Source organism: Pseudomonas sp. ATCC 43928 (assembly GCF_005938665.2).
Lineage (GTDB): Bacteria > Pseudomonadota > Gammaproteobacteria > Pseudomonadales > Pseudomonadaceae > Aquipseudomonas.
On sequence record NZ_CP041753.1, the window covers coordinates 3,658,394 to 3,681,588 of the forward strand.

General features: G+C 58.4%; 25 protein-coding genes and 2 pseudogenes. 19 read left to right on the forward strand and 8 right to left on the reverse strand.

The genetic code is table 11. The features are described 5' to 3' along the window. Window positions 1–43: 43 nt before the first annotated feature. Complete coding sequence (locus FFH90_RS16670; protein ID WP_138867625.1) at window positions 44–406, reverse strand: hypothetical protein; 363 nt, start codon at window positions 404–406, stop codon at window positions 44–46. A 213-nt stretch (window positions 407–619) separates the two neighbouring features. Between FFH90_RS16670 and FFH90_RS16675 the strand changes: the two genes are divergently transcribed. Then, window positions 620–1,480 (forward strand): Ku protein, encoded by an 861-nt coding sequence (locus FFH90_RS16675; protein ID WP_086944223.1) that lies wholly within the window; start codon window positions 620–622, stop codon window positions 1,478–1,480. An 80-nt stretch (window positions 1,481–1,560) separates the two neighbouring features. On the opposite strand, the gene lpxO is transcribed toward FFH90_RS16675, so the two are convergent. Next, complete coding sequence (gene lpxO / locus FFH90_RS16680; protein WP_026286412.1) at window positions 1,561–2,460, reverse strand: lipid A hydroxylase LpxO; 900 nt, start codon at window positions 2,458–2,460, stop codon at window positions 1,561–1,563. A gap of 234 nt (window positions 2,461–2,694) precedes the next feature. On the opposite strand from lpxO, the gene FFH90_RS16685 reads away from it, so the two are divergent. Further along, on the forward strand, window positions 2,695–3,372 hold the full coding sequence (locus FFH90_RS16685) for an SOS response-associated peptidase family protein (RefSeq protein ID WP_028940522.1): 678 nt from the start codon (window positions 2,695–2,697) through the stop codon (window positions 3,370–3,372). Window positions 3,373–3,554: 182 nt separating this feature from the next. Next, window positions 3,555–3,767, forward strand: coding sequence for a hypothetical protein (locus FFH90_RS30375; protein ID WP_111453605.1), 213 nt, complete (start codon window positions 3,555–3,557; stop codon window positions 3,765–3,767). Here FFH90_RS30375 and FFH90_RS16695 read toward each other — a convergent pair. Further along, window positions 3,737–4,078, reverse strand: a complete 342-nt coding sequence (locus FFH90_RS16695; protein ID WP_018926064.1) for a hypothetical protein — start codon at window positions 4,076–4,078, stop codon at window positions 3,737–3,739. The genes FFH90_RS30375 and FFH90_RS16695 overlap by 31 nt on opposite strands. A gap of 154 nt (window positions 4,079–4,232) precedes the next feature. Here FFH90_RS16695 and dapF point away from each other — a divergent pair, with 154 nt between their 5' ends. The 4 genes and pseudogenes from dapF (at window position 4,233) to FFH90_RS16715 (ending at window position 8,485) form a co-directional block, all read left to right on the forward strand. Further along, complete coding sequence (dapF, locus tag FFH90_RS16700) at window positions 4,233–5,069, forward strand: diaminopimelate epimerase (protein ID WP_138867626.1); 837 nt, start codon at window positions 4,233–4,235, stop codon at window positions 5,067–5,069. A 214-nt stretch (window positions 5,070–5,283) separates the two neighbouring features. Beyond that, window positions 5,284–5,555, forward strand: a pseudogene (locus FFH90_RS30380) (hypothetical protein); the annotation flags it as partial. Then, window positions 5,539–7,128 carry an ABC-F family ATPase gene (locus tag FFH90_RS16710; protein ID WP_026286413.1) on the forward strand — a complete coding sequence of 530 codons (1,590 nt, stop codon included), beginning with the start codon at window positions 5,539–5,541 and terminating at the stop codon, window positions 7,126–7,128. The pseudogene FFH90_RS30380 and the gene FFH90_RS16710, both read left to right, overlap by 17 nt. Before the next feature lie 169 nt (window positions 7,129–7,297). Further along, a complete protein-coding gene (locus FFH90_RS16715; protein ID WP_138867627.1) occupies window positions 7,298–8,485 on the forward strand; it encodes an MFS transporter in 1,188 nt (395 codons plus the stop codon). Between the two features lie 27 nt (window positions 8,486–8,512). Here the strand turns inward: FFH90_RS16715 and FFH90_RS16720 are convergent, their stop codons facing one another. Beyond that, the gene (locus FFH90_RS16720) at window positions 8,513–9,550 is read right to left on the reverse strand and encodes a dienelactone hydrolase (protein ID WP_018926067.1); all 1,038 of its coding nucleotides are present in this window, start codon (window positions 9,548–9,550) and stop codon (window positions 8,513–8,515) included. Window positions 9,551–9,719: 169 nt separating this feature from the next. Beyond that, the gene (locus tag FFH90_RS16725; protein WP_064618091.1) at window positions 9,720–10,331 is read right to left on the reverse strand and encodes an FMN-dependent NADH-azoreductase; all 612 of its coding nucleotides are present in this window, start codon (window positions 10,329–10,331) and stop codon (window positions 9,720–9,722) included. A 130-nt stretch (window positions 10,332–10,461) separates the two neighbouring features. On the opposite strand from FFH90_RS16725, the gene FFH90_RS16730 reads away from it, so the two are divergent. Continuing rightward, a complete protein-coding gene (locus tag FFH90_RS16730; protein ID WP_018926069.1) occupies window positions 10,462–11,370 on the forward strand; it encodes a LysR substrate-binding domain-containing protein in 909 nt (302 codons plus the stop codon). Then, window positions 11,367–11,726 (forward strand): MmcQ/YjbR family DNA-binding protein, encoded by a 360-nt coding sequence (locus tag FFH90_RS16735; protein ID WP_026286414.1) that lies wholly within the window; start codon window positions 11,367–11,369, stop codon window positions 11,724–11,726. The genes FFH90_RS16730 and FFH90_RS16735 overlap by 4 nt, the downstream gene beginning before the upstream one ends. 7 nt (window positions 11,727–11,733) lie before the next feature. Here the strand turns inward: FFH90_RS16735 and FFH90_RS16740 are convergent, their stop codons facing one another. Both FFH90_RS16740 and FFH90_RS16745 read right to left on the reverse strand, forming a co-directional pair. Continuing rightward, on the reverse strand, window positions 11,734–12,162 hold the full coding sequence (locus FFH90_RS16740; protein ID WP_086946410.1) for a DUF1294 domain-containing protein: 429 nt from the start codon (window positions 12,160–12,162) through the stop codon (window positions 11,734–11,736). Then, window positions 12,159–12,989 carry an undecaprenyl-diphosphate phosphatase gene (locus FFH90_RS16745; protein ID WP_026286415.1) on the reverse strand — a complete coding sequence of 277 codons (831 nt, stop codon included), beginning with the start codon at window positions 12,987–12,989 and terminating at the stop codon, window positions 12,159–12,161. Before FFH90_RS16745 ends, FFH90_RS16740 begins: the two co-directional genes overlap by 4 nt. Window positions 12,990–13,373: 384 nt before the next feature. Between FFH90_RS16745 and FFH90_RS30715 the strand changes: the two are divergent. The 10 genes and pseudogenes from FFH90_RS30715 to FFH90_RS16790 form a co-directional block, all read left to right on the forward strand. Next, window positions 13,374–14,060: pseudogene (locus tag FFH90_RS30715) on the forward strand (cache domain-containing protein); the annotation flags it as partial. A gap of 123 nt (window positions 14,061–14,183) precedes the next feature. Then, window positions 14,184–14,918, forward strand: a complete 735-nt coding sequence (locus tag FFH90_RS30720) for a methyl-accepting chemotaxis protein (protein ID WP_370695259.1) — start codon at window positions 14,184–14,186, stop codon at window positions 14,916–14,918. 238 nt (window positions 14,919–15,156) lie between these two features. Further along, entirely contained in the window at window positions 15,157–15,720 is a 564-nt protein-coding gene (gene pnuC, locus FFH90_RS16755; protein WP_138867629.1) for a nicotinamide riboside transporter PnuC, read from the forward strand. Further along, the gene (locus tag FFH90_RS16760) at window positions 15,717–16,241 is read left to right on the forward strand and encodes an AAA family ATPase (protein ID WP_064618099.1); all 525 of its coding nucleotides are present in this window, start codon (window positions 15,717–15,719) and stop codon (window positions 16,239–16,241) included. The genes pnuC and FFH90_RS16760 overlap by 4 nt, the downstream gene beginning before the upstream one ends. Window positions 16,242–16,612: 371 nt before the next feature. Next, window positions 16,613–17,065: a hypothetical protein gene (locus tag FFH90_RS16765; protein WP_064618101.1), complete on the forward strand. Its 453-nt coding sequence runs from the start codon at window positions 16,613–16,615 to the stop codon at window positions 17,063–17,065. Window position 17,066: 1 nt separating this feature from the next. Beyond that, window positions 17,067–17,660 carry a hypothetical protein gene (locus tag FFH90_RS16770; RefSeq protein ID WP_018926077.1) on the forward strand — a complete coding sequence of 198 codons (594 nt, stop codon included), beginning with the start codon at window positions 17,067–17,069 and terminating at the stop codon, window positions 17,658–17,660. A 64-nt stretch (window positions 17,661–17,724) separates the two neighbouring features. Further along, window positions 17,725–18,663: a heme utilization protein gene (locus FFH90_RS16775; protein WP_086946101.1), complete on the forward strand. Its 939-nt coding sequence runs from the start codon at window positions 17,725–17,727 to the stop codon at window positions 18,661–18,663. 67 nt (window positions 18,664–18,730) lie between these two features. Further along, window positions 18,731–19,411 carry a C39 family peptidase gene (locus tag FFH90_RS16780; protein WP_138867630.1) on the forward strand — a complete coding sequence of 227 codons (681 nt, stop codon included), beginning with the start codon at window positions 18,731–18,733 and terminating at the stop codon, window positions 19,409–19,411. 45 nt (window positions 19,412–19,456) lie between these two features. Continuing rightward, the gene (locus tag FFH90_RS16785; protein ID WP_064618105.1) at window positions 19,457–20,203 is read left to right on the forward strand and encodes a hypothetical protein; all 747 of its coding nucleotides are present in this window, start codon (window positions 19,457–19,459) and stop codon (window positions 20,201–20,203) included. 46 nt (window positions 20,204–20,249) lie between these two features. Continuing rightward, window positions 20,250–21,554 (forward strand): transporter, encoded by a 1,305-nt coding sequence (locus FFH90_RS16790; protein ID WP_138867631.1) that lies wholly within the window; start codon window positions 20,250–20,252, stop codon window positions 21,552–21,554. A 68-nt stretch (window positions 21,555–21,622) separates the two neighbouring features. On the opposite strand, the gene FFH90_RS16795 is transcribed toward FFH90_RS16790, so the two are convergent. Further along, a complete protein-coding gene (locus FFH90_RS16795; RefSeq protein ID WP_138867632.1) occupies window positions 21,623–22,948 on the reverse strand; it encodes a sigma-54 dependent transcriptional regulator in 1,326 nt (441 codons plus the stop codon). Between the last annotated feature and the right edge of the window lie 247 nt (window positions 22,949–23,195).

Sequence of the window (23,195 nt, forward strand, 5' to 3'; positions counted from 1 at the left end):
CCTTTTGTGGTCAAAATGGCTGGCAAGACCTCTGTCCTGCCGTTCAACGGTTGCTGGTGTCTGCGTCCCGATGAGGTGGATTGGGTATGAATGTCGGTGGGCTGGCGGGAGCCTGGCGATCCTGCGGATAACGGTTGCCGATACCGCCGTTCTCCAGGGTCGGTGGTCGCGGCGCAGGCGCCGTACTCGGCCCGCGGATCACCGGGATGCCGGGTCGCGTGCCTTGCATGCTGTTGGGATTGGCCCGGCGGATCGGGTTGTTGTAAGGATTGTTATTGGTGCTGCCCGGCAGGTTCTGGGCCAGCAGCAAGGGCGAGGATGGCGGCGCGGCGGCATCGGCCAGGGCCAGGCTGCTTAGCACGCCACTCAACGCCAGTGCGATGACGCCGAACACACATCGGTTCATGGAAACCTCTCTAAAAGCGCGTGCAACGCTTCATGGATGAATAGAGCCACGCTACGCCCGGGGTTCGGATTTGTTAACTAAAACCTCCTTCAGAAGATGTAACACCAGTTGACTGCACCGTCGATCAGCCCGCAAAAGCGGGTCGCAGCCGACTGAAACTTTCCCCCGGGCAACAGGTCACCTGAACATCAATGGGCTGACGAGAACACGACGATGGCACGGGCAATCTGGAAAGGCGCAATCAGTTTCGGTCTGGTGCACATCCCCGTGGCGCTGGTCTCGGCGACGTCTTCCCACGGGATCGATTTCAACTGGCTCGACAGTCGCAGCATGGAGCCGGTGGGCTATAAACGCGTCAATAAGGTCACTGGCAAGGAGGTCACCCAGGCGCACATCGTCAAAGGGGTCGAGTACGAAAAGGGTCGTTACGTGGTGCTCAGCGAAGAGGACATTCGCTCGGCCCATCCACTGTCGACCCAAACCATCGACATTTTTGCCTTTGTCGACAGCAAGCAGATCCCCCTGCAAAACATCGACACACCCTATTACCTGGCGCCGGACAAACGCGGTGGCAAGGTCTATGCGCTGTTACGCGAAACCCTCAGCAAAACCGGCAAGGTCGCCCTCGCCCGTGTGGTGTTGCATACCCGCCAGCACCTGGCGGCCGTCATGCCGCTGGAATCGGCCCTGGTTCTGGTGATGCTGCGCTGGCCGGCCGAAGTGCGCAGCCTGGATCAATTGGAGTTGGGCAGTGAAGTGACCAGGCCAGACCTGGCCAAGGGCGAGCTGGAGATGGCCAAACGGCTGGTGGAGGACATGAGCGCCGACTGGACACCCGAGGAGTACCGCGACAGCTTTGAAGACAAGATCATGGCGCTGGTTGAGCAGAAGGCGAATGAAGGCAAGATCGAAATCGTCGAAACCGCTACGGGCGAGGACGAACGCAGGACCGCGGATGTGATCGATCTGACTGAACTGCTCAAGCGCAGCCTCGGTGCCAGGAGTGCCGGTAAAACGGCAGAAAAAGCCAAAGCGAGCACAGATAAAAAAGCCACGAAGCGTTCTCGTGGCTGATCGGTTATTGGAGTGCCCATACGTTATGCGGTGAAAATACTGGCCTGCTCGCAATGACTAAATGCGCCGCAAAGCAAAACTCAGATCAGCACAAAAATCGCCAGCAACCCGCCAAAAATCGCCCACTTCTCCAGGTAATAGCGAGCGCGGTTACGCTTTTTGAGTGCTTTGCCGCGCAGGCGAACCGTGTAGATTTTGGCAAACAAACGGTTGATAGCACCGGTCTTGTCACCCGCATCGTTCGGTGCCCCCGCCGCCGCCATCACTGTGCGGCTGAACCAGCGGTTGAACGCCGCAGCCCAGCGATACTTCATCGGCCGTTCGACGTCGCAGAACAGGATGATGCGGTTCTGCTGGGTGCTGTTTTCAGCGTAATGAATGAACGTTTCATCGAACATCACCGCTTCGCCGTCACGCCAATGGTAGCTTTCACCGTCGACGTTGATATAGCAACCGGCATCGTTCGGCGTTTCCAGCCCCAGGTGATAACGGTACGAGCCGGCATACGGATCGCGGTGGCGGACCAGTTTGGAACCCGGTGGCAGTTCGGCAAACATCGCTGCCTTGATCGAGCCAATGCTTTGCACCAGTTCAGTAGTACGCGGGCAGAGCTTCGCGGCCGATGGGTGACTGTCGCCATACCACTTGAGATAGAAACGCTTCCAGCCACTTTTGAAAAACGAGTTGAAACCAACGTCGTCGTACTGATTCGAGCGCTTGATCTCCCCGGCCTTGAGCAGGTTCTGGCCTTCGGCGCGAATCTCTTCCCAATGAGCCTGCAAAGGGCTCAAGTCAGGAAAGTCCGCCGGATTGAGATAAGGCCGATTGGGGATTTTCGAGAACATATAAAGGAAGCAATTGATCGGCGCCAGAAACGTCGAGTGGTCGCTTAGTTGGCGGCCTGGTTTGTGGCGCACCTTACCGCGCAAGTGCACATACGCGATGGAGATGACATAGATAGCGGCAATAATGAGTTTCACGGAAATCGTCACACGTCTGAAATGAACAAAGTGCGTCCCGATGGCGCGTTCTTGAGCCATGCCGACAATCGACATGGGGGCGAAAGATGTCATTTTAGCCATACTTTGTAACCAATAGTTAACCTTCAACTGTGAAAATGTGTCTAATCATGCCCGCCAAAACGCCACGCGGCTTTAACGCCCTATTAGTTCAAAGGATCGTCTAAGCTCAGATGTAAGCATGAGGGCTCAGCCATGTGCGGACGACTTTCGCAGTACCGAGGCATTCACGACTTCGTCAAGGCGCTGAGCATGCCCAACGCCTTGGTCAACAATGCCGGCGATCAGCCATTCGAGCTCTACAACGCCGCACCGACGACTCAGCTCGCCCTCTTCCACCAGGAAGGCGACGTGCTGCACGCCGACAGGGTTCGCTGGGGCTGGCGGCCGCATTGGTCCGAAGAACACCCTATGCCGATCAATGCCAGGGTCGAGAAAGTCAGTCACGGCCCATTTTTCAAAGCCATATGGCCGCACCGGGCGATCGTTGCCATCGATAACTGGTTTGAATGGGTTTACGAGGGCGGCCCGAAGAAGCAGCCCTACCTCATCCGCCGCAAGGATCGCGCACCGATCCTGTGCGCGGCGATCGGTCAATACCCAAGGTACGAACATCAGCCGGACGAACATGACGGCTTCGTGATCATCACCGCCGACAGCAAGGGCGGCATGGTGGATGTTCATGATCGCCAGCCGGTGACGCTGAATGCCGAACTGGCCCGGGAATGGCTGGACCCGGCCACGCCGAAAGAGCGAGCCGAGCAGATAGTACTGTCGCAGGGCGAGCCGGCCGAGACATTCGAGTGGTTCAAGGTTGATCAAGCCGTGGGCAATGTGCACAACGATGGCCCTGGACTGATCGAACCTATCTGAACATCGCGCGACACCATTCGTCGCATGGAAAGCGTGGCGCGGAATACGCGTCAATGTCTGGCTTAGGGTTTGCACATGCCGGCGATAGCGGCCCCAGAACGACGTAATTCTGACGCGGCGGCATTCACATTAACGTTTAAGGACTCCAGCGATACGCTTGGTCAGTCACCGGGAGATGTAACGTGTCAACTCTCAACGAAATCGCAGCGAACCACGCGAGAATGGCTAAGGCAAAGGAAGAAGAGTCGACCGGGCTGAGTGAGCGCCCCCCTCAAATAGTGGGCAGTTTCGAAATCACATGCATTGATGAGCAACAGCACATTCCACTGCACCTGATCACTGGCGTACAGGACAACCACCATCATTACAGTGGGCAGATAGCAACAACGTCATAACCACTGTCTGGAGAAGTGATCTGCACAGTCCAGCCTTGCGTAAAAGTCATCTCGTGATACTCGACGATGGCGCTGATTTCCGGGCAAAGCTTTTTGGCGTCCTCTGGAGAACGGTCTACCGAGATATTGACCGTACGATCCTCGGCCGAGAATTCGGAGGCCTGGGTCAAGGCATCATTGCCATCGAGGATTTTGCAGAGCAATGAGGCGTTTTCGGCGGACTCATCCGTAGCGCTGGAGTAAGCGTATTGAGCCGTCACAATCGTCAGGAAACAGAACATACCTGCTGCGAATTTGTTTCTCACTTCCATGTTCCTTGGGTGGGGGATGGAATACTAATTCAAGAGTCGATCAATCGTTATCGGTTTCGAGGGCCGGTGTTTTTCTTTACCCGCTCACGGCTTGCAAAGGTTATGTGATTGGGGCTAGATCGTTCTCAAACGCCAGTTCGCCCAGGATCTATTTATGCCGCTGAGTTTTCATAAAATGCACGCCAATGGCGATGACTTCGTCATTGTGGACTCGCGAAACTCGGCCAATCCAGTGACAAGTAGTTTGGCTCGGCGAATGGGTGATCGGAACCGAGGCGTCGGATTCAATCAACTCGCAGCAGTGCTTGATTGCGATGATGCCGATGCCCGCTTGATGTTTTGGAATGCAGATGGCTCCACGCTGGATGCTTGTGGCAGCGCAACGCGGGGTGCCGCGGACATGCTGATGCGCGAATCCAGTATGACTTCGATAGCGCTGCGAACCAACCGTGGCCTACTCACTTGCGAACGAACTTCAGCCGGCGCAATTTCGGTCAACATGGGCGAGCCGCTTTTCGGCTGGTCGGATATTCCCCTGGCTCAGGAACTGGACACTGCTGTTTTGCCACTGGCTGGTGGCCCGGCAGCTTGCAGCATGGGCAATCCTCACTGCACCTATTTTGTGGATGATCTGACAGCCATTGATATAGCGACCCTCGGACCGACCATTGAAACCGACCCACTGTTTCCTCTCAGGACGAACGTGCATTTCGTCCAGATCATTAACCGACAACACATACGGTTGCGCATTTGGGAGCGCTGGGGTGGTATTCCGCTTGGTTCAGGCTCTTGCTCTTGTGGCGCCGCTGTCAGCGGAATTCGTCGTGGTTTATTAGACCATTCCGTTGAGGTTGAATGTGATGGCGGCACCGTAACGGTTCAATGGGATGGCGTGGGCCCGGTCTTTCTCATCGGGCCGGTAGAGACTATTTTTTCGGGAACAATTACCGAGCAGCTATATCGTCCCACCCGCAGAGGCGAATCCGAATAGGTGCCCACCCTGACCAAGTGCTGGCCATTCAGCAATCCTTCTGAAAGACACCTGGCCGGGCAAGCGCTGCCGACTTTACCCAGAGCAGCGCCCAGTGTCCCTAACACAACGCTGAACAAAAATAACATTGGCGTGTAATCAAGGATTTGCGCAGCGTTTCGCCACCCACCAGGACGAACCATCCCCTCGGGCAGACCCAAGCAGCGGGGCCAACCTGAAGAAGCTCGCGACACGTTATCGCGCGCCGTACAACTGCCGTCACACTTATGCGACAATATGCAGAATGTCTGGCATGAATCCCGCCTTTATTGCCCAACAGCTTGGACAAGCGTCCAGATGCTGCTCTCGACTTATGCGCGCCGGTTGAAGTCTAGCGGTGACTGGGGAGAGATGGAGAAACTCCAAAACGCCCCAGGTATGGCCCAAGCGCCAAAATGCGCAGCTCGCAACCCATTGATAGGTAAAGTAATTGATCTCCACAGCTAACATCACGATGCAGTTCGGCGCCAAGCCGCTATTCGAAAACGTTTCGGTCAAATTCGGCGCGGGCAACCGCTACGGCCTGATCGGCGCCAACGGTTGCGGCAAGTCGACTTTCATGAAAATCCTCGGTGGCGATCTCGAGCCGTCCGGTGGCCAGGTCATGCTTGAGCCGAACGTGCGTCTGGGTAAATTGCGTCAAGACCAGTTCGCCTACGAAGAATTCACCGTGATCGATACCGTGATCATGGGTCACGAAGAGCTGTGGAAGGTCAAGGCCGAGCGCGATCGCATCTACTCGCTGCCGGAAATGACCGAAGAAGACGGCATGGCCGTGGCCGAGCTGGAAACCGAATTCGCCGAAATGGACGGCTACACCGCCGAGTCCCGTGCCGGCGAGCTGTTGCTGGGCCTGGGTATCGGCATCGAGCAGCACTTCGGACCGATGAGTGAAGTGTCGCCGGGCTGGAAACTGCGCGTGTTGCTGGCGCAGGCGCTGTTCTCCGATCCTGAAGTGCTGTTGCTCGACGAACCAACCAACCACCTGGACATCAACACCATCCGCTGGCTGGAAAACGTGCTGACCCAGCGCTCCAGCCTGATGATCATCATCTCCCACGACCGTCACTTCCTGAACAGCGTGTGCACCCACATGGCTGACCTGGATTACGGCGAGCTGCGCCTGTTCCCAGGCAACTACGACGAGTACATGACCGTGGCGACCCAGTCCCGCGAGCAACTGCTGTCGGACAACGCCAAGAAGAAAGCGCAGATCTCGGAACTGCAATCGTTCGTCAGCCGCTTCTCGGCCAACGCCTCGAAAGCCAAGCAGGCAACTTCCCGCGCCAAGCAGATCGACAAGATCCAGCTGGCCGAAGTCAAACCTTCGAGCCGTGTCAGCCCGTTCATTCGTTTCGAGCAGACCAAAAAGCTGCACCGTCAGGCGGTCATCGTCGAGCGCATGGCCAAAGGCTTCGACGGCAAGACCCTGTTCAAGGACTTCAGCTTCACCGTTGAAGCCGGCGAGCGCGTGGCGATCATCGGCCCGAACGGTATCGGTAAAACCACCCTGCTGCGCACCCTGGTCAACGAACTGACCCCGGACGCCGGCACCGTGAAATGGACCGACGCCGCCGAGCTGGGCTACTACGCCCAGGACCACGCGCACGACTTCGAAGACGACTGCAACCTGTTCGACTGGATGGGCCAATGGACCCAGGGCGGCGAGCAACTGGTTCGCGGCACCCTCGGGCGTATGCTGTTCTCCAACGACGAGATCCTCAAGTCGGTCAAGGTCATCTCCGGTGGTGAGCAAGGTCGCATGCTGTTCGGCAAGCTGATCCTGCAAAAGCCGAACGTGCTGGTAATGGACGAACCGACCAACCACTTGGACATGGAATCCATCGAGGCGCTGAACCTGGCGCTGGAGAACTACCCGGGCACGCTGATTTTCGTCAGCCACGACCGTGAGTTCGTATCGTCCCTGGCCACCCGCATCATCGAGTTGAGCGCCGATGGCGTGATCGACTTCAGCGGCACCTATGACGACTACCTGCGTAGTCAGGGTGTGTTGATGTAAGGCGGCTTCTGGCTGCAAATGGAAAGCCCCGTCCTGGTGACGGGGCTTTTTGCATTTCAGGTTGATCCACTTACTGCCGATCTGTCATCCACATCGTTAGCCTGCTTTCTTTTATTTCACGCCCGCGCCATGATGCAGTTCTCCTACCGCCGCCCGCGAACGAGCACTCATGTCTGTGCAGCAACTGCCCCCGCAAAGCTCCATGGCGATCACCCTGCAGATCGTTTCCATCGTTTTCTATAGCTTTATTGCCTTCCTCTGCATCGGCCTGCCGATTGCCGTGTTGCCGGGGTATGTGCATGAACAGTTGGGGTTCAGCGCCATCGTTGCGGGGCTGACCATCGGTTCGCAATACCTGGCCACCCTGCTCAGCCGTCCGATGGCCGGGCGCTTGTCAGACAGCGTCGGCACCAAACGGGCGATTGTTTACGGGTTGTCGGGGATTGTGTTGAGCGGCGTACTGACGCTGATATCGACCCTGCTGCAAAGTTTCCCTTTGTTGAGCCTGATCATCCTGATCGCCGGCCGGTTGTTGCTGGGGATTGCCCAAGGGTTGATCGCGGTCGGCACCGTCAGTTGGTGCTTGGGCAAAGTCGGTGCCGAACACGCAGCGCAGTCGATTTCCTGGAATGGGATTGCCTCGTATGGCGCCATCGCCATCGGCGCACCGTTGGGCGTGGTGATGGTGGCTGAATTGGGCTTCGCCAGCCTCGGGATCGTGCTGTCGTTACTGGCCCTGTTGGCACTGCTGTTGATCCGCAACAAACCCTCGGTGCCAGTGATTCGCGGCGAGCGGCTGCCGTTTTGGGCGGTATTCGGGCGCATTGCCCCTTTCGGCGCGAGCCTGAGCCTGGCGTCTATCGGCTACGGCACGCTCACCACTTTTATTACCCTGTATTACGCCAGTCGTAGCTGGACGGGAGCGGCTTACTGCCTGACGGTGTTTGGGGTGTGTTTTATTCTGTCGCGGCTGTTGTTCATTTCCAGCATCAGCCGTTTCGGCGGCTTCACCTCGGCCATTGCCTGCATGAGCATTGAAACCTTGGGGCTGATCCTGTTGTGGCTGGCGCCCTCGACCGTTTACGCCTTGATTGGCGCAGGCCTGACCGGCTTCGGCCTGTCGCTGGTCTATCCGGCGCTGGGCGTGGAAGCGATCAAGCAGGTGCCCAATTCCAGTCGCGGCGCGGGTTTGAGTGCTTATGCGGTGTTTTTCGATCTGGCGCTGGCGATTGCCGGGCCGTTGATGGGCGCGGTGGCGTTGAACCTGGGGTATGCGTGGATTTTCTTCAGTGCGGCGTTGTTGTCCGTGACCGGGCTCGGTTTGACCCTGTTACTGAAACACCGGGCGATGGTCTAAAGCCTGCTGTAAATCTCTTGTGGGAGTTTATTGATCGGCAGTTTGCATGCCGGCCCGACTCGGTTTGCCCAGGGCATGGGAAAAGAAACGTCCGGCTTCGGAAATCAGGTTGCGGTGAATGTCCTTGCGGTCGACGCCGTCGGCATCGGTGCACAGCGCCGGCATGGCGGCGATCTGTTCTTCGTTGCACGGTGCCAGGAACACAAAATGCCCTGCCCCGGCCAGCAATTTGAAATCCGGTGCAGTCGGCAGTTTGCGCGCCAGCGCTGCGGCGTTTTTGTCGAACGCCACCAGTTTGTCGCCATCGCCGCTGTATAGCAGCACCGGCACATGCACGTCGGCCAGGGTCTGGCGGCCGAACTTCAGACTCAGCGGTGCCATCAACAACAAGGCATGCACTCGTGGGTCTGGCACAGGCTGCAAGTCATCGCGGTCGACGATCAATTCACCTTGTGTGTTGCAGGCATCATGATCGTCCGGGCGCTCATGGCAATAACGGCGCAGACGGTCCAGGTCCGGCGTGGCGCCGGACAGGATCAACGCGGTCTCACCGCCCGCCGAATAGCCGATCACCCCGACCTGATCGGCATTGACGAAGGGCGCCAGCATACGGTCGCCCAAGGTCGCGGTAATGGCTTCGGAAATCTGGATCGGCCGCCCGTAAAGATTGCTCAAGGTGCCGAGGCGGCTGTGGTCTTTGGAGTTGTCGCCGGGATGGATCACCGCCACCACCACAAACCCCTTGCGTGCCAGCGAGGTGGCCAGATCGTGCAGGGCCAGCGGGGTTCCGGTGTTGCCATGGGACAGCATCAACATCGGGAAGCGTCCGATGGCGACTTTGGTGTCTTCACCGGCTTCGACCGTGTAGCCCTCGAGCTTGCTGGAGTGCTCCCTCTCACTGGACGGATAAAAGGCGATGGCGCGCATCGGCTGCAAGTCCAGCGGGTCGAGGAATGTCATCTCATGGAAACCGACGCTCCAGTGAGGAAACAGCACAGGCGCGGCGTGCACTGAATTCAGGCTGCCGAACAGGCAAATCAGTAATGTTGCACAAAGACGCACCATGGGATGCCCCACCTTATTACCTGACCGCAGATATTAACCCTCGACTGCATAACCTGGGCCAGAAACTGATCGCCGCCAGAAACAAAAAACTCTGTACCTGGCCATCACGATGACCAGAATACAGAGTTTCAGGGGTATTGCCCGAGCTGTTTACGACTTTACGCAAGCCTTACGCGGCGGCGAACAGTTGTTCGCTGATTTGCGCCTGAGCGTCGCTCATGGCTTTGCTGCGTACTTCATCACCGTAGGCCAGGCCATGGGCGCGGACGAACTCGATGTCGGTGATACCGAGGAAGCCGAACATCACCTTCAAGTACTCTTCATGAGCAGTGCCGGTCGGTTGGCCAGCGTGCAAACCGCCAGCCGTCGAAACGATCACCACTTTCTTGCCGCCGCACAGGCCTTCAGGGCCGGCTTCGGTGTAGCGGAAAGTCTGGCCGGCTACGGCGATGCGGTCGATCCAGGCCTTGAGTTGGGTCGGGATAGTGAAGTTGTACATCGGCGCTGCAATCACGACGGCATCGGCGGCGAGGAATTCGGCCAGGGCCTGCGCACCCAAATCGGCTTCATGCTGTTGCGCGGCGTTGCGCAGCTCAGCGGCGGTGCCAGCGGCGACCAGCGTGGCGGCGGAAAAATGGCTGATGGCATCGGCGGCCAGGTCGCGGTAAGTCACCACAACGCCAGGCTCGGCGGCTTGCCAGGCTTTGACGACTTCACCGCTCAACTGACGGGAAGCCGAGTTGTCACCCAGAATGCTCGAATCGATATGCAGTAATTTCATGTGGGATCTCCAAGGTGAGGATCGCCACCCGGCGATCTGATGGAAACAATCCTACCAACGAAACCAATAGCTGATTAGCTGGCAATAATGCGATAGTTCGTCCCACTGATAGAACAGCTGGATTTAAATCATGCAAGATCTCAACGACCTCTACTACTTCGCCAAGGTGGTCGAGGCCGGCGGCTTCGCGGCGGCCGGGCGTTTGCTCGGGATTCCCAAGTCTCGGTTGTCACGACGCATCGCCGAACTGGAAGAACGCCTGGGCGCGCGCCTGCTGCAACGCACCACCCGCCAACTCAACCTGACCGCCGTGGGCGAGCGCTACTTGCGGCACTGTCAGGCGATGCTGCTGGAGGCTGAGATGGCCGACGAAGCGGTGGCCAGCATGTCCAGCGAACCCCGGGGGCGGCTGCGGGTTTCCTGCCCGGTGGGGTTGGCCCACGACATGTTCCCGTCGGTGATCAGCAAGTTCCTGGAGAAATTCCCGCAGGTTCAGCTGGAGATGCTGCTGCTCAATCGCCGGGTTGATCTGGTGACCGAAGGCGTCGATGTCGCCTTGAGAGTGCGGGAACTGGGAGATGAAGACCCACTGCTGGTCACCCGCCGCTTACGTCAGGCGCAGACTGTCATGGTCGCCAGCCCGGCGTTTCTTCGCGAGCGGCAGATCAAGACCCCGGACGACTTGAAAAACGTACCGATATTGGGCGCACTGGAAGCCGATCGGCTGGTGCATCTGCGGATGCTCGACCAGCAGGGCAAGGCCTGTGAAATGACATTCGAAGCCCGATTGGGCATCGACGATTTTCTCGTGCGCAAGGCGTGTACCCTGTCCGGGCTGGGTTTCACCGTGTTGCCGATGATGTATTGCGAGCAGGAACTGGAAAACGGCTCGCTGGTGCAGCTGCTACCTGACTGGTCATTGCCGGGCGGTTGGCTGCAAGCGGTCTACCCTCATCGGCGCGGGGTAATGCCGGCAGTACGCGCCTGGATCGACCATTTGATCGAATCATTCAATGCCTGTGGGGACCGACTGTTATGAAGGCAAGACCAATGAGCGAAGAGGATGTCGCGCAATTCTGCCTGGCGCTGCCCGGCGCGCGGGAGGATTACAAGTGGGGGGGCGTAAGGGTGTTTTCGATTGCCGGGAGCAAGATGTTCGCCTTGCAGAACCTGCGGGGCCAGTCCCTGGCCTTCAAGGTCGACAAGGACCTGTTCCTGGGCCATTGCGACCGACCGGGCATTCACCCGGCGCCGTATCTGGCCCGGGCGCAGTGGATCATCATGGACACGCCCTACCCGCTGGGCACCGAAGAGCTGCAAGGCTTGCTGCAACGTTCCCACCAACTGGTTGTGAGCAAGTTGCCCAAGCGCACGCAGATCGGCTTGCTGCTTTAAAACAGCTTTAGAACAGCGCGAACAGCTGAGCACCCAGAAACAACTGGTCGATCCAGAACACCTGATGCATCAGCACGATGAGCCAGAACACCAGTTGAAACGAAACCTTGCGGGTCTTGTGCCGAAACACTTGCTGGGCCAGCAAGGCACCCGGCCAACCGCCCGCCAGTTCCACCGCGTGCAAGACGTTCTCCGGCGTGCGCCAGCTGTCGGCGCGGGCCTTGTGCTTGTCGCCCCAGTACAGGAAAAACGCCAGCACGCTGACGATGCCATAGGCGGCCAGGGGAATCACCGACACCCCGCGCAGCCACAGCGACACCGAGCCAAACAACGGCACTGCGCACAGCAAAACGAACACCAGCAATTTCAACCGCAGGTTTTGAATCGCTCCCCCGGGCTTGCGCCCGGGGTTGTTGCGTGCGGCGGCATCGCTCATGGCTTGGCCGCGGTCCAGTCGACCCAACCGAACTGCCAGGTCGCCAGAATCACCAGGCCAAACACAATGCGATACCAGGCGAATGCCGCGTAGCTGTGGCTGGCGATGAACTTGAGCAGGCCCCGGACGGCGATCATCGCAAAGATAAACGCGGTGACGAAGCCGATGGCGAACACTGGGAAATCAGCCGGCACAAACAGATGGCGGTATTTATAGCCCGAGTAAACCGCTGCGCCGACCATGGTTGGCATGGCAAGGAAGAACGAAAACTCGGTGGCCGTCTTGCGCGACAACCCGAACAGCAAACCGCCGATGATCGTCGAACCGGAACGCGAGGTCCCCGGGATCATCGCCAGGCACTGGGCGAAACCGACTTTCAGGGCCTCTTTCCAGGTGATGTCATCGACGCTTTCGGCATGCACGACATGCTGCCGGCGTTCAGCCCACAACATGATAATCCCGCCCACGACCAATGCGCTGGCCACAGTGATCGGGTTGAACAGGTACTTGTGGATCAGGTCGGCGAAAATCACCCCCAATACCACGGCCGGCATGAAGGCGATCAACAGGTTCGCGGTAAAGCGTCGAGCGCTGGGCTGCGTCGGTAAACCGATGATCACGTCGAGGATCTTGCGACGGAACTCCCAGACCACCGCCAGGATCGCGCCGAGCTGAATGATGATGTTGAAGGCCATCGCTCGTTCGCCGCCGAAATTGAGCAGGTCCGCCACAATGATCTGGTGCCCGGTACTGGAAATGGGCAAGAACTCGGTCAGCCCTTCTACAACGCCTAAAATCAATGCCTGAAAGGCTGTCCAAAGATCCATCATTCCCCCAAGAAGCCATGCCCCCAGGCATGCCCCGTTAATAATTTGTAGAGCGTTATTCGCGATCAGCGTGCGCTGAAACCCCGCGCGCACAAGATCCACACAAAACCGTAAAAATTCCGTGAAAAATCGACTTGGACTCAGGTTTTTCCGCGCGGGGCCGAAATCCTATCAGACAAGCCTCATTTACGCTGCCGCGTAATAGGACCTGAGTAGGATAGGCCCGATCGGCAACGTGTGGTTGGATGCTGGCGATCGTTTATGACAAGAACAAGAAAACGGAGTAACAGCGTTATGAACAGCTTGCGCAGTGTGTCGATCAGCCGACGCTTGTGGCTTATCTTGATCGTGGCCGTGGTGATGCTGTTGACGTTGGGCGTGTTGATGCTCAAGCAGATCCACGACGACCTCTTTCAGGCCAAGGCCCAGAAGACCCAGCATGTGGTGCAGACCGCCAGTGGCATCCTGACCTACTACCACGGCCTGGAAACCGCCGGCACCCTCACCCGCGCCGCCGCGCAACAGCAGGCACTGACCGCCGTGCGGGGTTTGCGCTACGACCAGAATGACTATTTCTGGATCAACGACCTGACGCCGGTCATGGTCATGCACCCGACCAACCCAAAACTTGAAGGCCAGAACCTCTCGACGATCCGCGACCCGGACGGTTTTGCACTGTTCAACGAAATGGCCGCCATCGCCAAGGCCAAGGGCGCCGGCATGGTCAACTATCGCTGGCCGAAACCGGGCGCCAGTGCGCCGGTGGAAAAAACCTCCTACGTCAAACTGTTCGAGCCCTGGGGTTGGGTGATCGGCTCGGGCGTGTACATCGACGACATGCAGGCCGAGTTTAATGCGCAAGTCTGGAAGGCGTCTTTCGTCGGCCTGGTGATTGCCCTGATCATGGCGCTGCTGGTGATCATGATTGCCCGCAGCATCGTGCGCCCGTTGCAGGAAACCGTGAATGCCATGGCCAATATCGCCAGCGGTGAAAGCGACCTGACCCGCAGCCTCGATACCCACGGCCAGGACGAAGTCACGCAACTGGCCCGACACTTCAACGCCTTTACCGCCAAGCTGCGCCTGGTGATCAATCAGTTGCAAGTGTCCGCCGGCGCGCTGGGCCAGTCTTCCAGCGAACTGGGCAACGACGCCGCACAAGCCCAGCAACGCAGCCAGCAGCAGTCCCAGCAAATGGAACTGGTGGCGACCGCGATCAACGAAGTGACCTACGGCGTGCAGGATGTGGCGAAAAACGCCGAGCACGCGGCCAGTGAAATGCGCGATGCCGAATCTCAGGCGCAGCAGGGACAGATCAATATCGATGGCAGCCTGCAGCAGATCGACAAGCTGTCTTCGACCATCGATCAAGCGGTGGAAGTGATTCGTACGCTGGCCGACGAAAGCACGCAAATCGGCAGCGTCCTGGAAGTGATTCGCTCTATCGCCGAGCAAACCAACCTGCTGGCCCTCAACGCTGCCATCGAAGCCGCCCGGGCCGGTGAGCAAGGTCGAGGGTTCGCGGTGGTCGCCGATGAAGTGCGCCTGCTGGCCCAGCGCACCCAGAAGTCGACGGCAGAAATCCAGTCGATGATCGAACGCCTGCAAAGCCATTCCGAAGCGGCGGTCAAGGTCATTGGCGACAGCAGCCGCGCCTCGCAACTGACCATCGAGCAGGCCGGCCTGGCCGGTGCCAGCCTGAATGCCATCGGCCAGGCCTTGCGCAACCTCAACGGCTTGAATGCCTCGATTGCCAGTGCAACCTTGCAGCAGGCGCATGTGGTGGAAGACATCAATCAGAACGTCACCCAGGCCGCCGGGTTGTCCCACAGCACGGCATTGGCGGCCGAGCAGTCGAGCGTGGCCAGTGTTCATCTCAAGGAATTGAGCGAACAGTTGAACGGGTTGCTCAAGCAGTTTCGCGTCTGATCATTTGTAGCAGCTGGCGCAGCCTGCGTTCGGCTGCGCAGCAGTCGTGAAATCAGACGACGCCGGTTCCAGATAGACCGTGTGCGCAGAATTTACGACGGCTTCGTCCGAATGCGGCCCACACCGAACGCAGCCTCGCAGGCTCGGCAGCTGCTACACCGGACTGCGCAAGCCGGTTCTACTTGGCCGCGCCTGCCGCTACAATCCTCCCCCCTTTCGTCTTCCCCAAGGATCCTCCATGTCCGGGCTTGAACTGTTTGCCGCCGCCCTCGGTGTGATTGCCGTCTGGCTGACGGTCAAACAGAACCCCTGGTGCTGGCCGGTCGGTCTGGTCATGGTGCTGCTGTATAGCTGGATCTTTTTCGAGGTGAAGCTGTATTCGGACATGTTGCTGCAAGTGATCTACGCCGCGTTGCAGCTTTACGGCTGGAGGCAGTGGACTCGCGCGGGCGTGACGCATGACGGGCGGCACGTCAGCCTGCTCGATGGCCAATCCGTCGCGCTCGGGCTGGCCGTGGGCGCGGTCGGCAGCCTGCTGCTGGGGGCTGCGATGGCTCACTGGACCGACGCCGCCCAACCCTGGCTCGACGCCGCCTTGACCGGTTTCAGCCTGGTAGCACAGTTATGGATGGCGCAAAAACGCCTGCAATGCTGGCCGCTGTGGATCGCGCTGGACGTCATCTTCGTTGGCCTGTTCATCTACAAAGAGCTGTACCTGACCGCCGCCCTCTATGGGGTTTTCGCCCTGCTGGCGGTGCAAGGCTGGCGGTCGTGGCGCGCCGACCCGGCGTTGCGCACATGAAAGTCCTGGTGCTCACGGGCCCCGAATCGAGCGGCAAGAGCTGGCTCGCCACCGAGCTGCAACAGCAATTCGGCGGCGTTCTGGTGGGTGAATACGTGCGTTGGTTCATTGAACAGGAGGCACGGGACACCTGCCTCGCGGATATCCCCGAGATCGCCCGCGGCCAGTTGCAATGGGAAGATGATGCCCGCGCCCTTGCGCCACCGTTGCTGATTCTCGACACGCACTTGCTGAGCAACATGCTTTGGAGCCAGACCCTGTTCAGCGATTGCCCGGCCTGGCTCGAACAAGCGCTGCTGGCCCGGCATTACGACTTGCACTTGCTGTTGTCGCCTGAACTCGTCGACTGGACCGACGATGGCCAGCGCTGTCAGCCGCAGCTGGATCAACGCCGGGCTTTTTTCAACGCGACTCAAGCGTGGCTGGAGCAGCATCGGCAATCTGTTCAAGTGATCCAGGGTGACTGGGCAGAACGCCGAGCCCAAGCGTTGCAGGCCGTCACTCTGCTGCTAGATTGCTGAATTCGGCTGTAGCAGCTGCTACAGCCCCCCCAGCCCCCCAGCATTTGTTGCGATAATTTTTCAAATGCGTCCGTTTGTGAAACATACCTTTGCACTCGAACAGCCCGTTTCAGCGCTATTCATCATTGCGTCATGATCTGTGTTAAAGCGCTGATACATCACCACGCAAGCTATGGATCCAGAGCGTTGCGCCTCCTTTTCCCCGTTATAGCCCCCGCTTTTGTCTCAGGCCTGAAACAGCTCAATCAAGGATCCATTTAGCCTGATCGATAACCCCTTGAATCAAAACAACAATCAAAAAGCGGCACGACTTTCGCTCTCTCCTTCACAACGCTGATTAGGGCCAGCGCACAACAGAAGGAATCGCAGTCGTGGGGACTTTTCGTAAAGGCTTTACGCGCTTGATGCTGCTCGGATGTGCCGCCGTCTCGGTACTCAGTCTTGATGTTCAGGCTGAAGGCAATGGCGTGATCGTACTCACTCGTGATGTACAGCCCCACACCGTCGGCAGGCCGCCGTTCCAAAAAGACCCCTACCCGACCACTGTCAACGCCAACCCTTCGGATCGTGTCACCTCGACACTCAACAGCACCGAACTGAGCGATGGTGAGTTCGCCAGCGTGGCCAGCGGTTCGTCCATCAGCAACAACATCAATCAGAACGGGAGCGTACCCGGCAGCCTCAATGTCGTGACCAATCCCAATGGGATGCCCGGCATGAGTGCCGGTCACGGCGGCGGTAGCGGTGGCGCGATTTCGGGAACGATCAACCATGCCATGAGTTCCGGCCTCGCGCCGTTGGGCAGATTGGCGGGAGGTCAATGACATGAGCCGCTCCCTGATCCTTCTCGCTCTGGTCATCGGTGCCAGTGTGAGCCCAGGCGCCATGGCCGACTCCAGCGTTCCGGTGGTCAACACCGCCAACATTCTGGATTCCGGCGCCCGGTACAACGGCAACTTCAACGTCAACCAGGCCTCCGGCGATCAACAGCAACAGGCCAATACCCGCGCCATCGCCATCGGCACCACTGACGCCTCGGCGACCACCCGCGTCATCCAGAAACTCGACACGCCCGCCAACCCGTCGATGAACGCGACGGCCACCATCGGCGGCAACTCTTTCAGCCAAGGCAACGGTGCACTGGGTGTCAACCAGGGCGCCGGGGCCAACAACCAGATGGCCAACGCAATGCGCATCAGCATCAGTGCTGCGCCGCAAAGCGTCGACGATAGCGCCCTTTCTCAACAGAACGTGGCGTTGTTACCAAGCTCAGGGGCAACTGACGCTTCAAAAGGCAGTCGCCAGGTCGTGACAAGCGACCAGGCCTTCACCGGCAGCCGAGGAGTGATTCAGGTGAACCAGAGTGCCGGGGTGGGGAACCGAATGGCTAACACCCTGAGCATACGGGTCGCTGACTGACCCGAACGCAGTGCGATTAGAAAGTAACCAACACTTAACCAACTAATAAGCACGGAGAATCACCATGAAACCCACAATGGCTCTCAAGCCTCTGGTCTTCGCCTTGGCATCCGTCATGGCGATGGCTGCACAGGCCAGCGACAACGATCGTGGTCACCACCATCATCACGGCCCCAAAGGCCCCACCTGGGAACAACAGCTGTCAATCGACTCAGCCGCCAACGCCTATGTAGGGGACACACAGGACAGCAGCGGCAACTCGGTACTTAACCAGGGCACCAAAAACACTGCCAATGCCGACAACTCACTCAACGGTTCCAATGGCAACATGGGCGCCAACGTGGCTGGCGGTGACGGCAACCAACAAGACAACGCCGCCGCGCTGGCGACCGCCGATGAAAGTTTCATCTTCGGTTCTGCCACTGCAACGTCCAACGCCTATCAGTACAACACCGACAACTACGTCAAAAACCGCTCTACCCAAAATAACGCCACGCTCAACAATGCTGGCAACAACGGCTCCGGCAACATTGGCATCAACGTGACTGCCGGCAACTTCAACCAACAGAAAAACAACCTGGCGATTGCCGTGTCTGGCGGCCGGGTAGCAACAGCCTCGGCTGACGCTTACCAATCCACCACCGGCCTGGATGTCGACAACAAGGCTGACCGGACCCACGTCACCACCACCCTCACCGATACCACCACGTCCTCGGGCACCTTCAAGGCCAAAGGCACCGGGACGATCGACGACAGTGGCTGGGGTCACAGAGGCGATGACAAGTTCAAATTCAGCGCCGTGGGCACCTTCGATCTGGCTGGCGTCACCACCCATCAAGTGCTGACTCCAGACGGCTGGAAAAACCCGGTTGTGAACAACGCCTCCATGACCAACTCGATGAACAGCTTCTCCGGCAACGGCGGTGCCAACGTGTCGGCGGGTGTGGGCAACCAACAAAGCAACTCTCTGTCCATTGCTGCCGGCTGCAGAGCCTGCATGTAATCGCGATCGAAATGAAAGCCCCGGCAACGGGGCTTTCTTTCCACGGTTCACCAAAGGCGTATCGATCATGCGTACGACAGCTTGTTTCGCCCTGCTGTGCCTGTGCGGCCTGACTCAGGCGGCGCAGATGCCGGTGGCCGCCTTACCGGGCGGCATGCTGGTTTACAAGCAGGTGCAAAGCGTGCGTGAGCGCAAGTTCAGCGACATCGTCGAACAAAAAACCGACTTCAGCTGCGGCGCTGCCGCACTGGCTACGGTGCTACGCCAGGCTTACTGGCTCGATGTCGATGAGGAACACATCATCAAAGGCATGCTGATCAATGCTGATCAGAACCTTGTCCGTACTCAAGGTTTCTCCATGCTGGACATGAAGCGCTACATCGAAGCAATCGGCATGCGCGCGCGTGGCTACCGGATACCGCCCGAGAAACTCGAAGCGGTGACCATTCCGGTGGTGGTGCTGATGGAAATTCGCGGCTACAAGCATTTCGTGGTGATGCAGCGGGCGGACAAGAACTGGGTCTATATCGGCGACCCGGTGCTTGGGCACAAACGCTATTCCCATGATGACTTTGTCAAAGGCTGGAACGGCATCGTCTTCGCTATCGTGGGTCCCGGGTACGACAAAACCAATGCATTGCGTAGCCCTCCGGAACCGCTGACGGCCAAGAACAAACTGGACACTTTCAACCCGGTCAAAGATGCCGAATTGATGGACTTTGGCTTCATTCAGAGCGACTTCTTCTAATCGCCCACTGATGATAGAGAGGGCTGGATGCCCTGGGAGCAGCAGATGAAAACCTCATACTGGCTGGCCGCCGCTTGCCTGGCAGCAAGCGCATCGGGTTATGCCAATGCAGGATTCAAACCCATCGAACTCAAGGACCATGAGCTCGCCGAGCTACGCGGTCGTTATGTCATGCCGGGGCGGATCATCAGCTTTGGCATCATCATGAGCAGCACCTGGCGCAATGCCAGCGGAGACCTGATCGGGGTGGCGACGGCCATGCAGATCCAGGCCTCTACCGTAAAGCCGCAACTTTACGTGTCGACCATTAAAGAAACCGGTAACGGCAGTACGCCGCCATCGGGCACCGGAAATGTGATCGGTGGCGCAGGACTGACCACTACCCAGGGAGTCACCCAAACTGTTCGCGCCGCTGGTGACGGCAATACCGCCTACAACAATGTCGCCATCAACGTCCAGGAGGCCAACCAGGCGCCGGCGCCGAGTCCCGTCCAAGGGCAGGTGCTGACGAGCGGGCAAACCATTACCGACAGCAATGCCGCCGGTAACGTCGCAGTGGCGGCCACCGGTGGTGGCGTGCAAATGGCCATCCAGGCCAACAACAACCAAGGCACAGCCATGCAACAGGCGGCTCAGGGGGGGCTGGTGCAGAACACCCGGCTTCTGGGCAACAGCAACAGGGTCAATAACCTGACGCAACTTAATGTGGTGCTTAACAACAACGGTCGAAATGCCGGAGCAGTCAACTGCAATTTGAATCAACTCAAAGCACTTCGCAGCCTGGGATATTGAACTACGCTGATGTTCGATCATCGGGCTTCATGGGGGACGGCTTATCATGTATCGGTCAGTACCACTGCGCGCGATCGTTTGTCTGAGTACTTTGTTCCCGTCGGCGCTGCTGCAAGCAGCGTCCGATGCGGACGTGGAAGCTTTGAAGCAACAACTCATGGAGCTCAAGCAACGATACGAAGTACAACAAAAGGCCTTGGCAGTACTCGAACAACGAGTCCGCCAAGTGGAGGAACAACCGGCGGCGGCACCGCCTAAACGCCTGGCCAAGTCGCCAGCCGACATGAAAGGCAACCCGCAAGTGGCCACAAGGACGGGAGCGGCCGCGGCTTCAGGCGGCGCCGCGGGCAGCGGCAGCTCCTATGGACAATCGCTGGCCGATGACTCTCAACCGGCACAGAGTGTTTCCAACCTGTATGACGAGGCCAGCGGATTCTTCGGCGGCGGCAAGTTCAGCCTCGAAACCGGGCTGACCTATTCGCGTTACGATACCCGCCAGCTGATCCTCAACGGCTTCCTCGCACTGGACTCGATCTTTCTGGGCAACATCAACCTGGACCGGATCAAGGCCGACACCTGGACGCTGGACCTCACCGGGCGCTACAACTTCGACAATCGCTGGCAATTCGACCTGAACGTACCAGTGGTGTACCGCGAATCGACGTATCAATCCGGCGGCGCCAACAACGGTGCGGCGGGAGTGACCAGCGAAGAAAGCGTCACACGCGATCCGACACTGGGCGATGTCAACTTCGGTATTGCCTACAAATTCTTGGACGAATCGGTCAACACCCCGGATGCAGTAGTCACCTTGCGCGTCAAGGCGCCGACCGGCAAGGACCCGTTCGGCATCAAACTGCGCCAGAGCGACGCCAATACCAACCTGTTCGTGCCTGACACCTTGCCAACCGGCAACGGCGTCTGGTCGATCAGCCCCGGTATCTCGCTGGTCAAGACCTACGATCCAGCGGTTCTGTTCGGTAGCCTGTCCTACACCCACAACTTCGAAGGTTCCTTCGACGACATCAGTGCCACCGTCAATCAGAAAGTCCCGGGCAAGGTGCGGATCGGCGACAGCTTCCAGATTGGCGCGGGCATCGCGTTCGCGCTGAACGAAAAAATGAGTATGTCGTTCTCGGTGTCTGACCTGGTGCAGCGCAAAAGCAAGCTCAAGCAGGATGGCGGGGATTGGGAGTCGGTGGTGTCCAGCGACGCCAACGCCGGTTACTTCAACGTCGGCATGACCATCGCGGCCTCCGACAACCTGACGATCGTTCCCAACTTGTCCATCGGTATGACCGACGATGCGCCGGACTTTTCCTTCAGCCTGAAATTCCCGTACTACTTCTAAACCGCACCCCGCAATAGAAAAGGCCCACTACGATAGTTGTCGTAGCGGGCCTTTTTTGTTGCACCGCCCTAGCGGATCTGGTGCTTGTGCAGCAATCGGTAAAAAGTCGGCCGTGACACGCCCAGGACTCGGGCGGCAACACTCAGGTTGTCGCTGTGCCGGTTCAACACATCGCACAGCGCCTGGCGTTCGGCGCGGGTCTTGTAGTCTTCAAGGGTGCCCATCGGCGTGGCGAAGGCGTGTTGACTGAGCAGCCCCAGGTCTCGCGCCTCGATCTGCCGCCCTTCGGCAAGTACCAACCCACGACGTACCCGATTGGCCAGCTCGCGGACATTGCCCGGCCAGTCGTGCTTGCCCATGGCGACCAACGCATCCTCGCTGAAGCTGCGCGGACGACGGCCGGTTTCACTGCTGTAGAAATGGGAAAAGTGGTTGGCCAGCATCAATAAATCACCATGGCGCTCCCGCAGCGGCACGGTGACCACTTGCAGGACGTTCAAACGGTAGTACAAATCTTCGCGAAAGCGTTTGTTCTCGATGGCCTCTTCAAGGTCGACGTGCGTCGCCGCCAATACCCGCACATCCACCGGAACAGGCTGATGGCCGCCAACCCGCTCGATGTGTTTTTCCTGCAGGAAGCGCAACAGATTGGCTTGCAGCTCCAGGGGCAGATCGCCTATTTCATCGAGAAACAGGGTGCCGCCGTTGGCGGCTTCTATCCGCCCGACCTTGCGCTGATGGGCGCCGGTAAAGGCCCCCTTCTCGTGACCGAACAATTCGGACTGGATCAAGTGTTCGGGAATCGCGCCACAGTTGATCGCCACGAATGGCTTGCTGTGACGTTGGGATTGTTGATGCAGGGTACGGGCGACCAATTCCTTACCGGTGCCGCTTTCGCCGCGGATCAGCACCGGTGATTCGGTGGGCGCCAGCTTGCTCAGTAGTTTGCGCAGCTCGCGAATCGGTTTGCTGTCGCCGAGCAGTTCGTGTTCAGGCTGATCGATATGAACCGTGCCCTGCCCGCGCAGGCGCGCCATGCCGAACGCTCGGCCCAGAGTGACCTGAACCCTTGAAACATCGAACGGCAAGGTATGGAAGTCAAAAAACCATTCGCAGACGAAATCCCCGACATTCTGCATTCGCAGGACATCCTGATCGAGCACGGCGATCCACTCGGTACCGCTACGGGTGATCAGTTCCTTGACGGCTTCCGGACGCTCCAGATGAAATGGCTGCAAGCGCAACAGGCCGACGTCGCAGGTTCGTTCCGCGGCGCTTTCCAGGGTACAGCTGTCGACATCCCAACCCACAGCGCGTAAACCCGGCAGCAAACGGTGGCAGTCGTCGCAAGGATCCACTACTAAAAGACGTCGTAAAGCAGGCGCTTCGATCATGACTGTTCCTTGGCGCCAAATTTTAGGAAATATTATTAAAAACAGTCATTTGGCGGGCTTCGGTGTAACACTAGCAAAATATTGACGCGGGCTTGTATCGATTGCTTATAGGGACGTCGGCTTATTAGTTATAAAAAATCACTTAATGAGTTGCCTAACGAATTGAACCTTTCATTCAGCTTTCAGCAACTGCCTGAATCGCCGGCGAATCAAAGAAAGTTGAAATTTCTTTTGATTGTGTGTGACC

What these genes read in the sequence shown, in the direction of transcription:
- FFH90_RS16775 (WP_086946101.1), top strand. Translation starts at nt 17,725, where the DNA reads ATGAAACCCACAATGGCTCTCAAGCCTCTGGTCTTCGCCTTGGCATCC.
- FFH90_RS16715 (WP_138867627.1), top strand. Translation starts at nt 7,298, where the DNA reads ATGTCTGTGCAGCAACTGCCCCCGCAAAGCTCCATGGCGATCACCCTG.
- FFH90_RS16695 (WP_018926064.1), bottom strand. Translation starts at nt 4,078, where the DNA reads ATGGAAGTGAGAAACAAATTCGCAGCAGGTATGTTCTGTTTCCTGACG.
- FFH90_RS16795 (WP_138867632.1), bottom strand. Translation starts at nt 22,948, where the DNA reads ATGATCGAAGCGCCTGCTTTACGACGTCTTTTAGTAGTGGATCCTTGC.
- FFH90_RS16720 (WP_018926067.1), bottom strand. Translation starts at nt 9,550, where the DNA reads ATGGTGCGTCTTTGTGCAACATTACTGATTTGCCTGTTCGGCAGCCTG.
- pnuC (WP_138867629.1), top strand. Translation starts at nt 15,157, where the DNA reads ATGTCCGGGCTTGAACTGTTTGCCGCCGCCCTCGGTGTGATTGCCGTC.
- FFH90_RS16670 (WP_138867625.1), bottom strand. Translation starts at nt 406, where the DNA reads ATGAACCGATGTGTGTTCGGCGTCATCGCACTGGCGTTGAGTGGCGTG.
- FFH90_RS30720 (WP_370695259.1), top strand. Translation starts at nt 14,184, where the DNA reads ATGGAACTGGTGGCGACCGCGATCAACGAAGTGACCTACGGCGTGCAG.
- FFH90_RS16675 (WP_086944223.1), top strand. Translation starts at nt 620, where the DNA reads ATGGCACGGGCAATCTGGAAAGGCGCAATCAGTTTCGGTCTGGTGCAC.
- FFH90_RS16730 (WP_018926069.1), top strand. Translation starts at nt 10,462, where the DNA reads ATGCAAGATCTCAACGACCTCTACTACTTCGCCAAGGTGGTCGAGGCC.
- FFH90_RS16790 (WP_138867631.1), top strand. Translation starts at nt 20,250, where the DNA reads ATGTATCGGTCAGTACCACTGCGCGCGATCGTTTGTCTGAGTACTTTG.
- FFH90_RS16770 (WP_018926077.1), top strand. Translation starts at nt 17,067, where the DNA reads ATGAGCCGCTCCCTGATCCTTCTCGCTCTGGTCATCGGTGCCAGTGTG.
- FFH90_RS16745 (WP_026286415.1), bottom strand. Translation starts at nt 12,989, where the DNA reads ATGGATCTTTGGACAGCCTTTCAGGCATTGATTTTAGGCGTTGTAGAA.
- FFH90_RS16780 (WP_138867630.1), top strand. Translation starts at nt 18,731, where the DNA reads ATGCGTACGACAGCTTGTTTCGCCCTGCTGTGCCTGTGCGGCCTGACT.
- FFH90_RS16740 (WP_086946410.1), bottom strand. Translation starts at nt 12,162, where the DNA reads ATGAGCGATGCCGCCGCACGCAACAACCCCGGGCGCAAGCCCGGGGGA.
- dapF (WP_138867626.1), top strand. Translation starts at nt 4,233, where the DNA reads ATGCCGCTGAGTTTTCATAAAATGCACGCCAATGGCGATGACTTCGTC.
- FFH90_RS16735 (WP_026286414.1), top strand. Translation starts at nt 11,367, where the DNA reads ATGAAGGCAAGACCAATGAGCGAAGAGGATGTCGCGCAATTCTGCCTG.
- FFH90_RS16760 (WP_064618099.1), top strand. Translation starts at nt 15,717, where the DNA reads ATGAAAGTCCTGGTGCTCACGGGCCCCGAATCGAGCGGCAAGAGCTGG.
- FFH90_RS16685 (WP_028940522.1), top strand. Translation starts at nt 2,695, where the DNA reads ATGTGCGGACGACTTTCGCAGTACCGAGGCATTCACGACTTCGTCAAG.
- FFH90_RS16785 (WP_064618105.1), top strand. Translation starts at nt 19,457, where the DNA reads ATGAAAACCTCATACTGGCTGGCCGCCGCTTGCCTGGCAGCAAGCGCA.
- FFH90_RS16725 (WP_064618091.1), bottom strand. Translation starts at nt 10,331, where the DNA reads ATGAAATTACTGCATATCGATTCGAGCATTCTGGGTGACAACTCGGCT.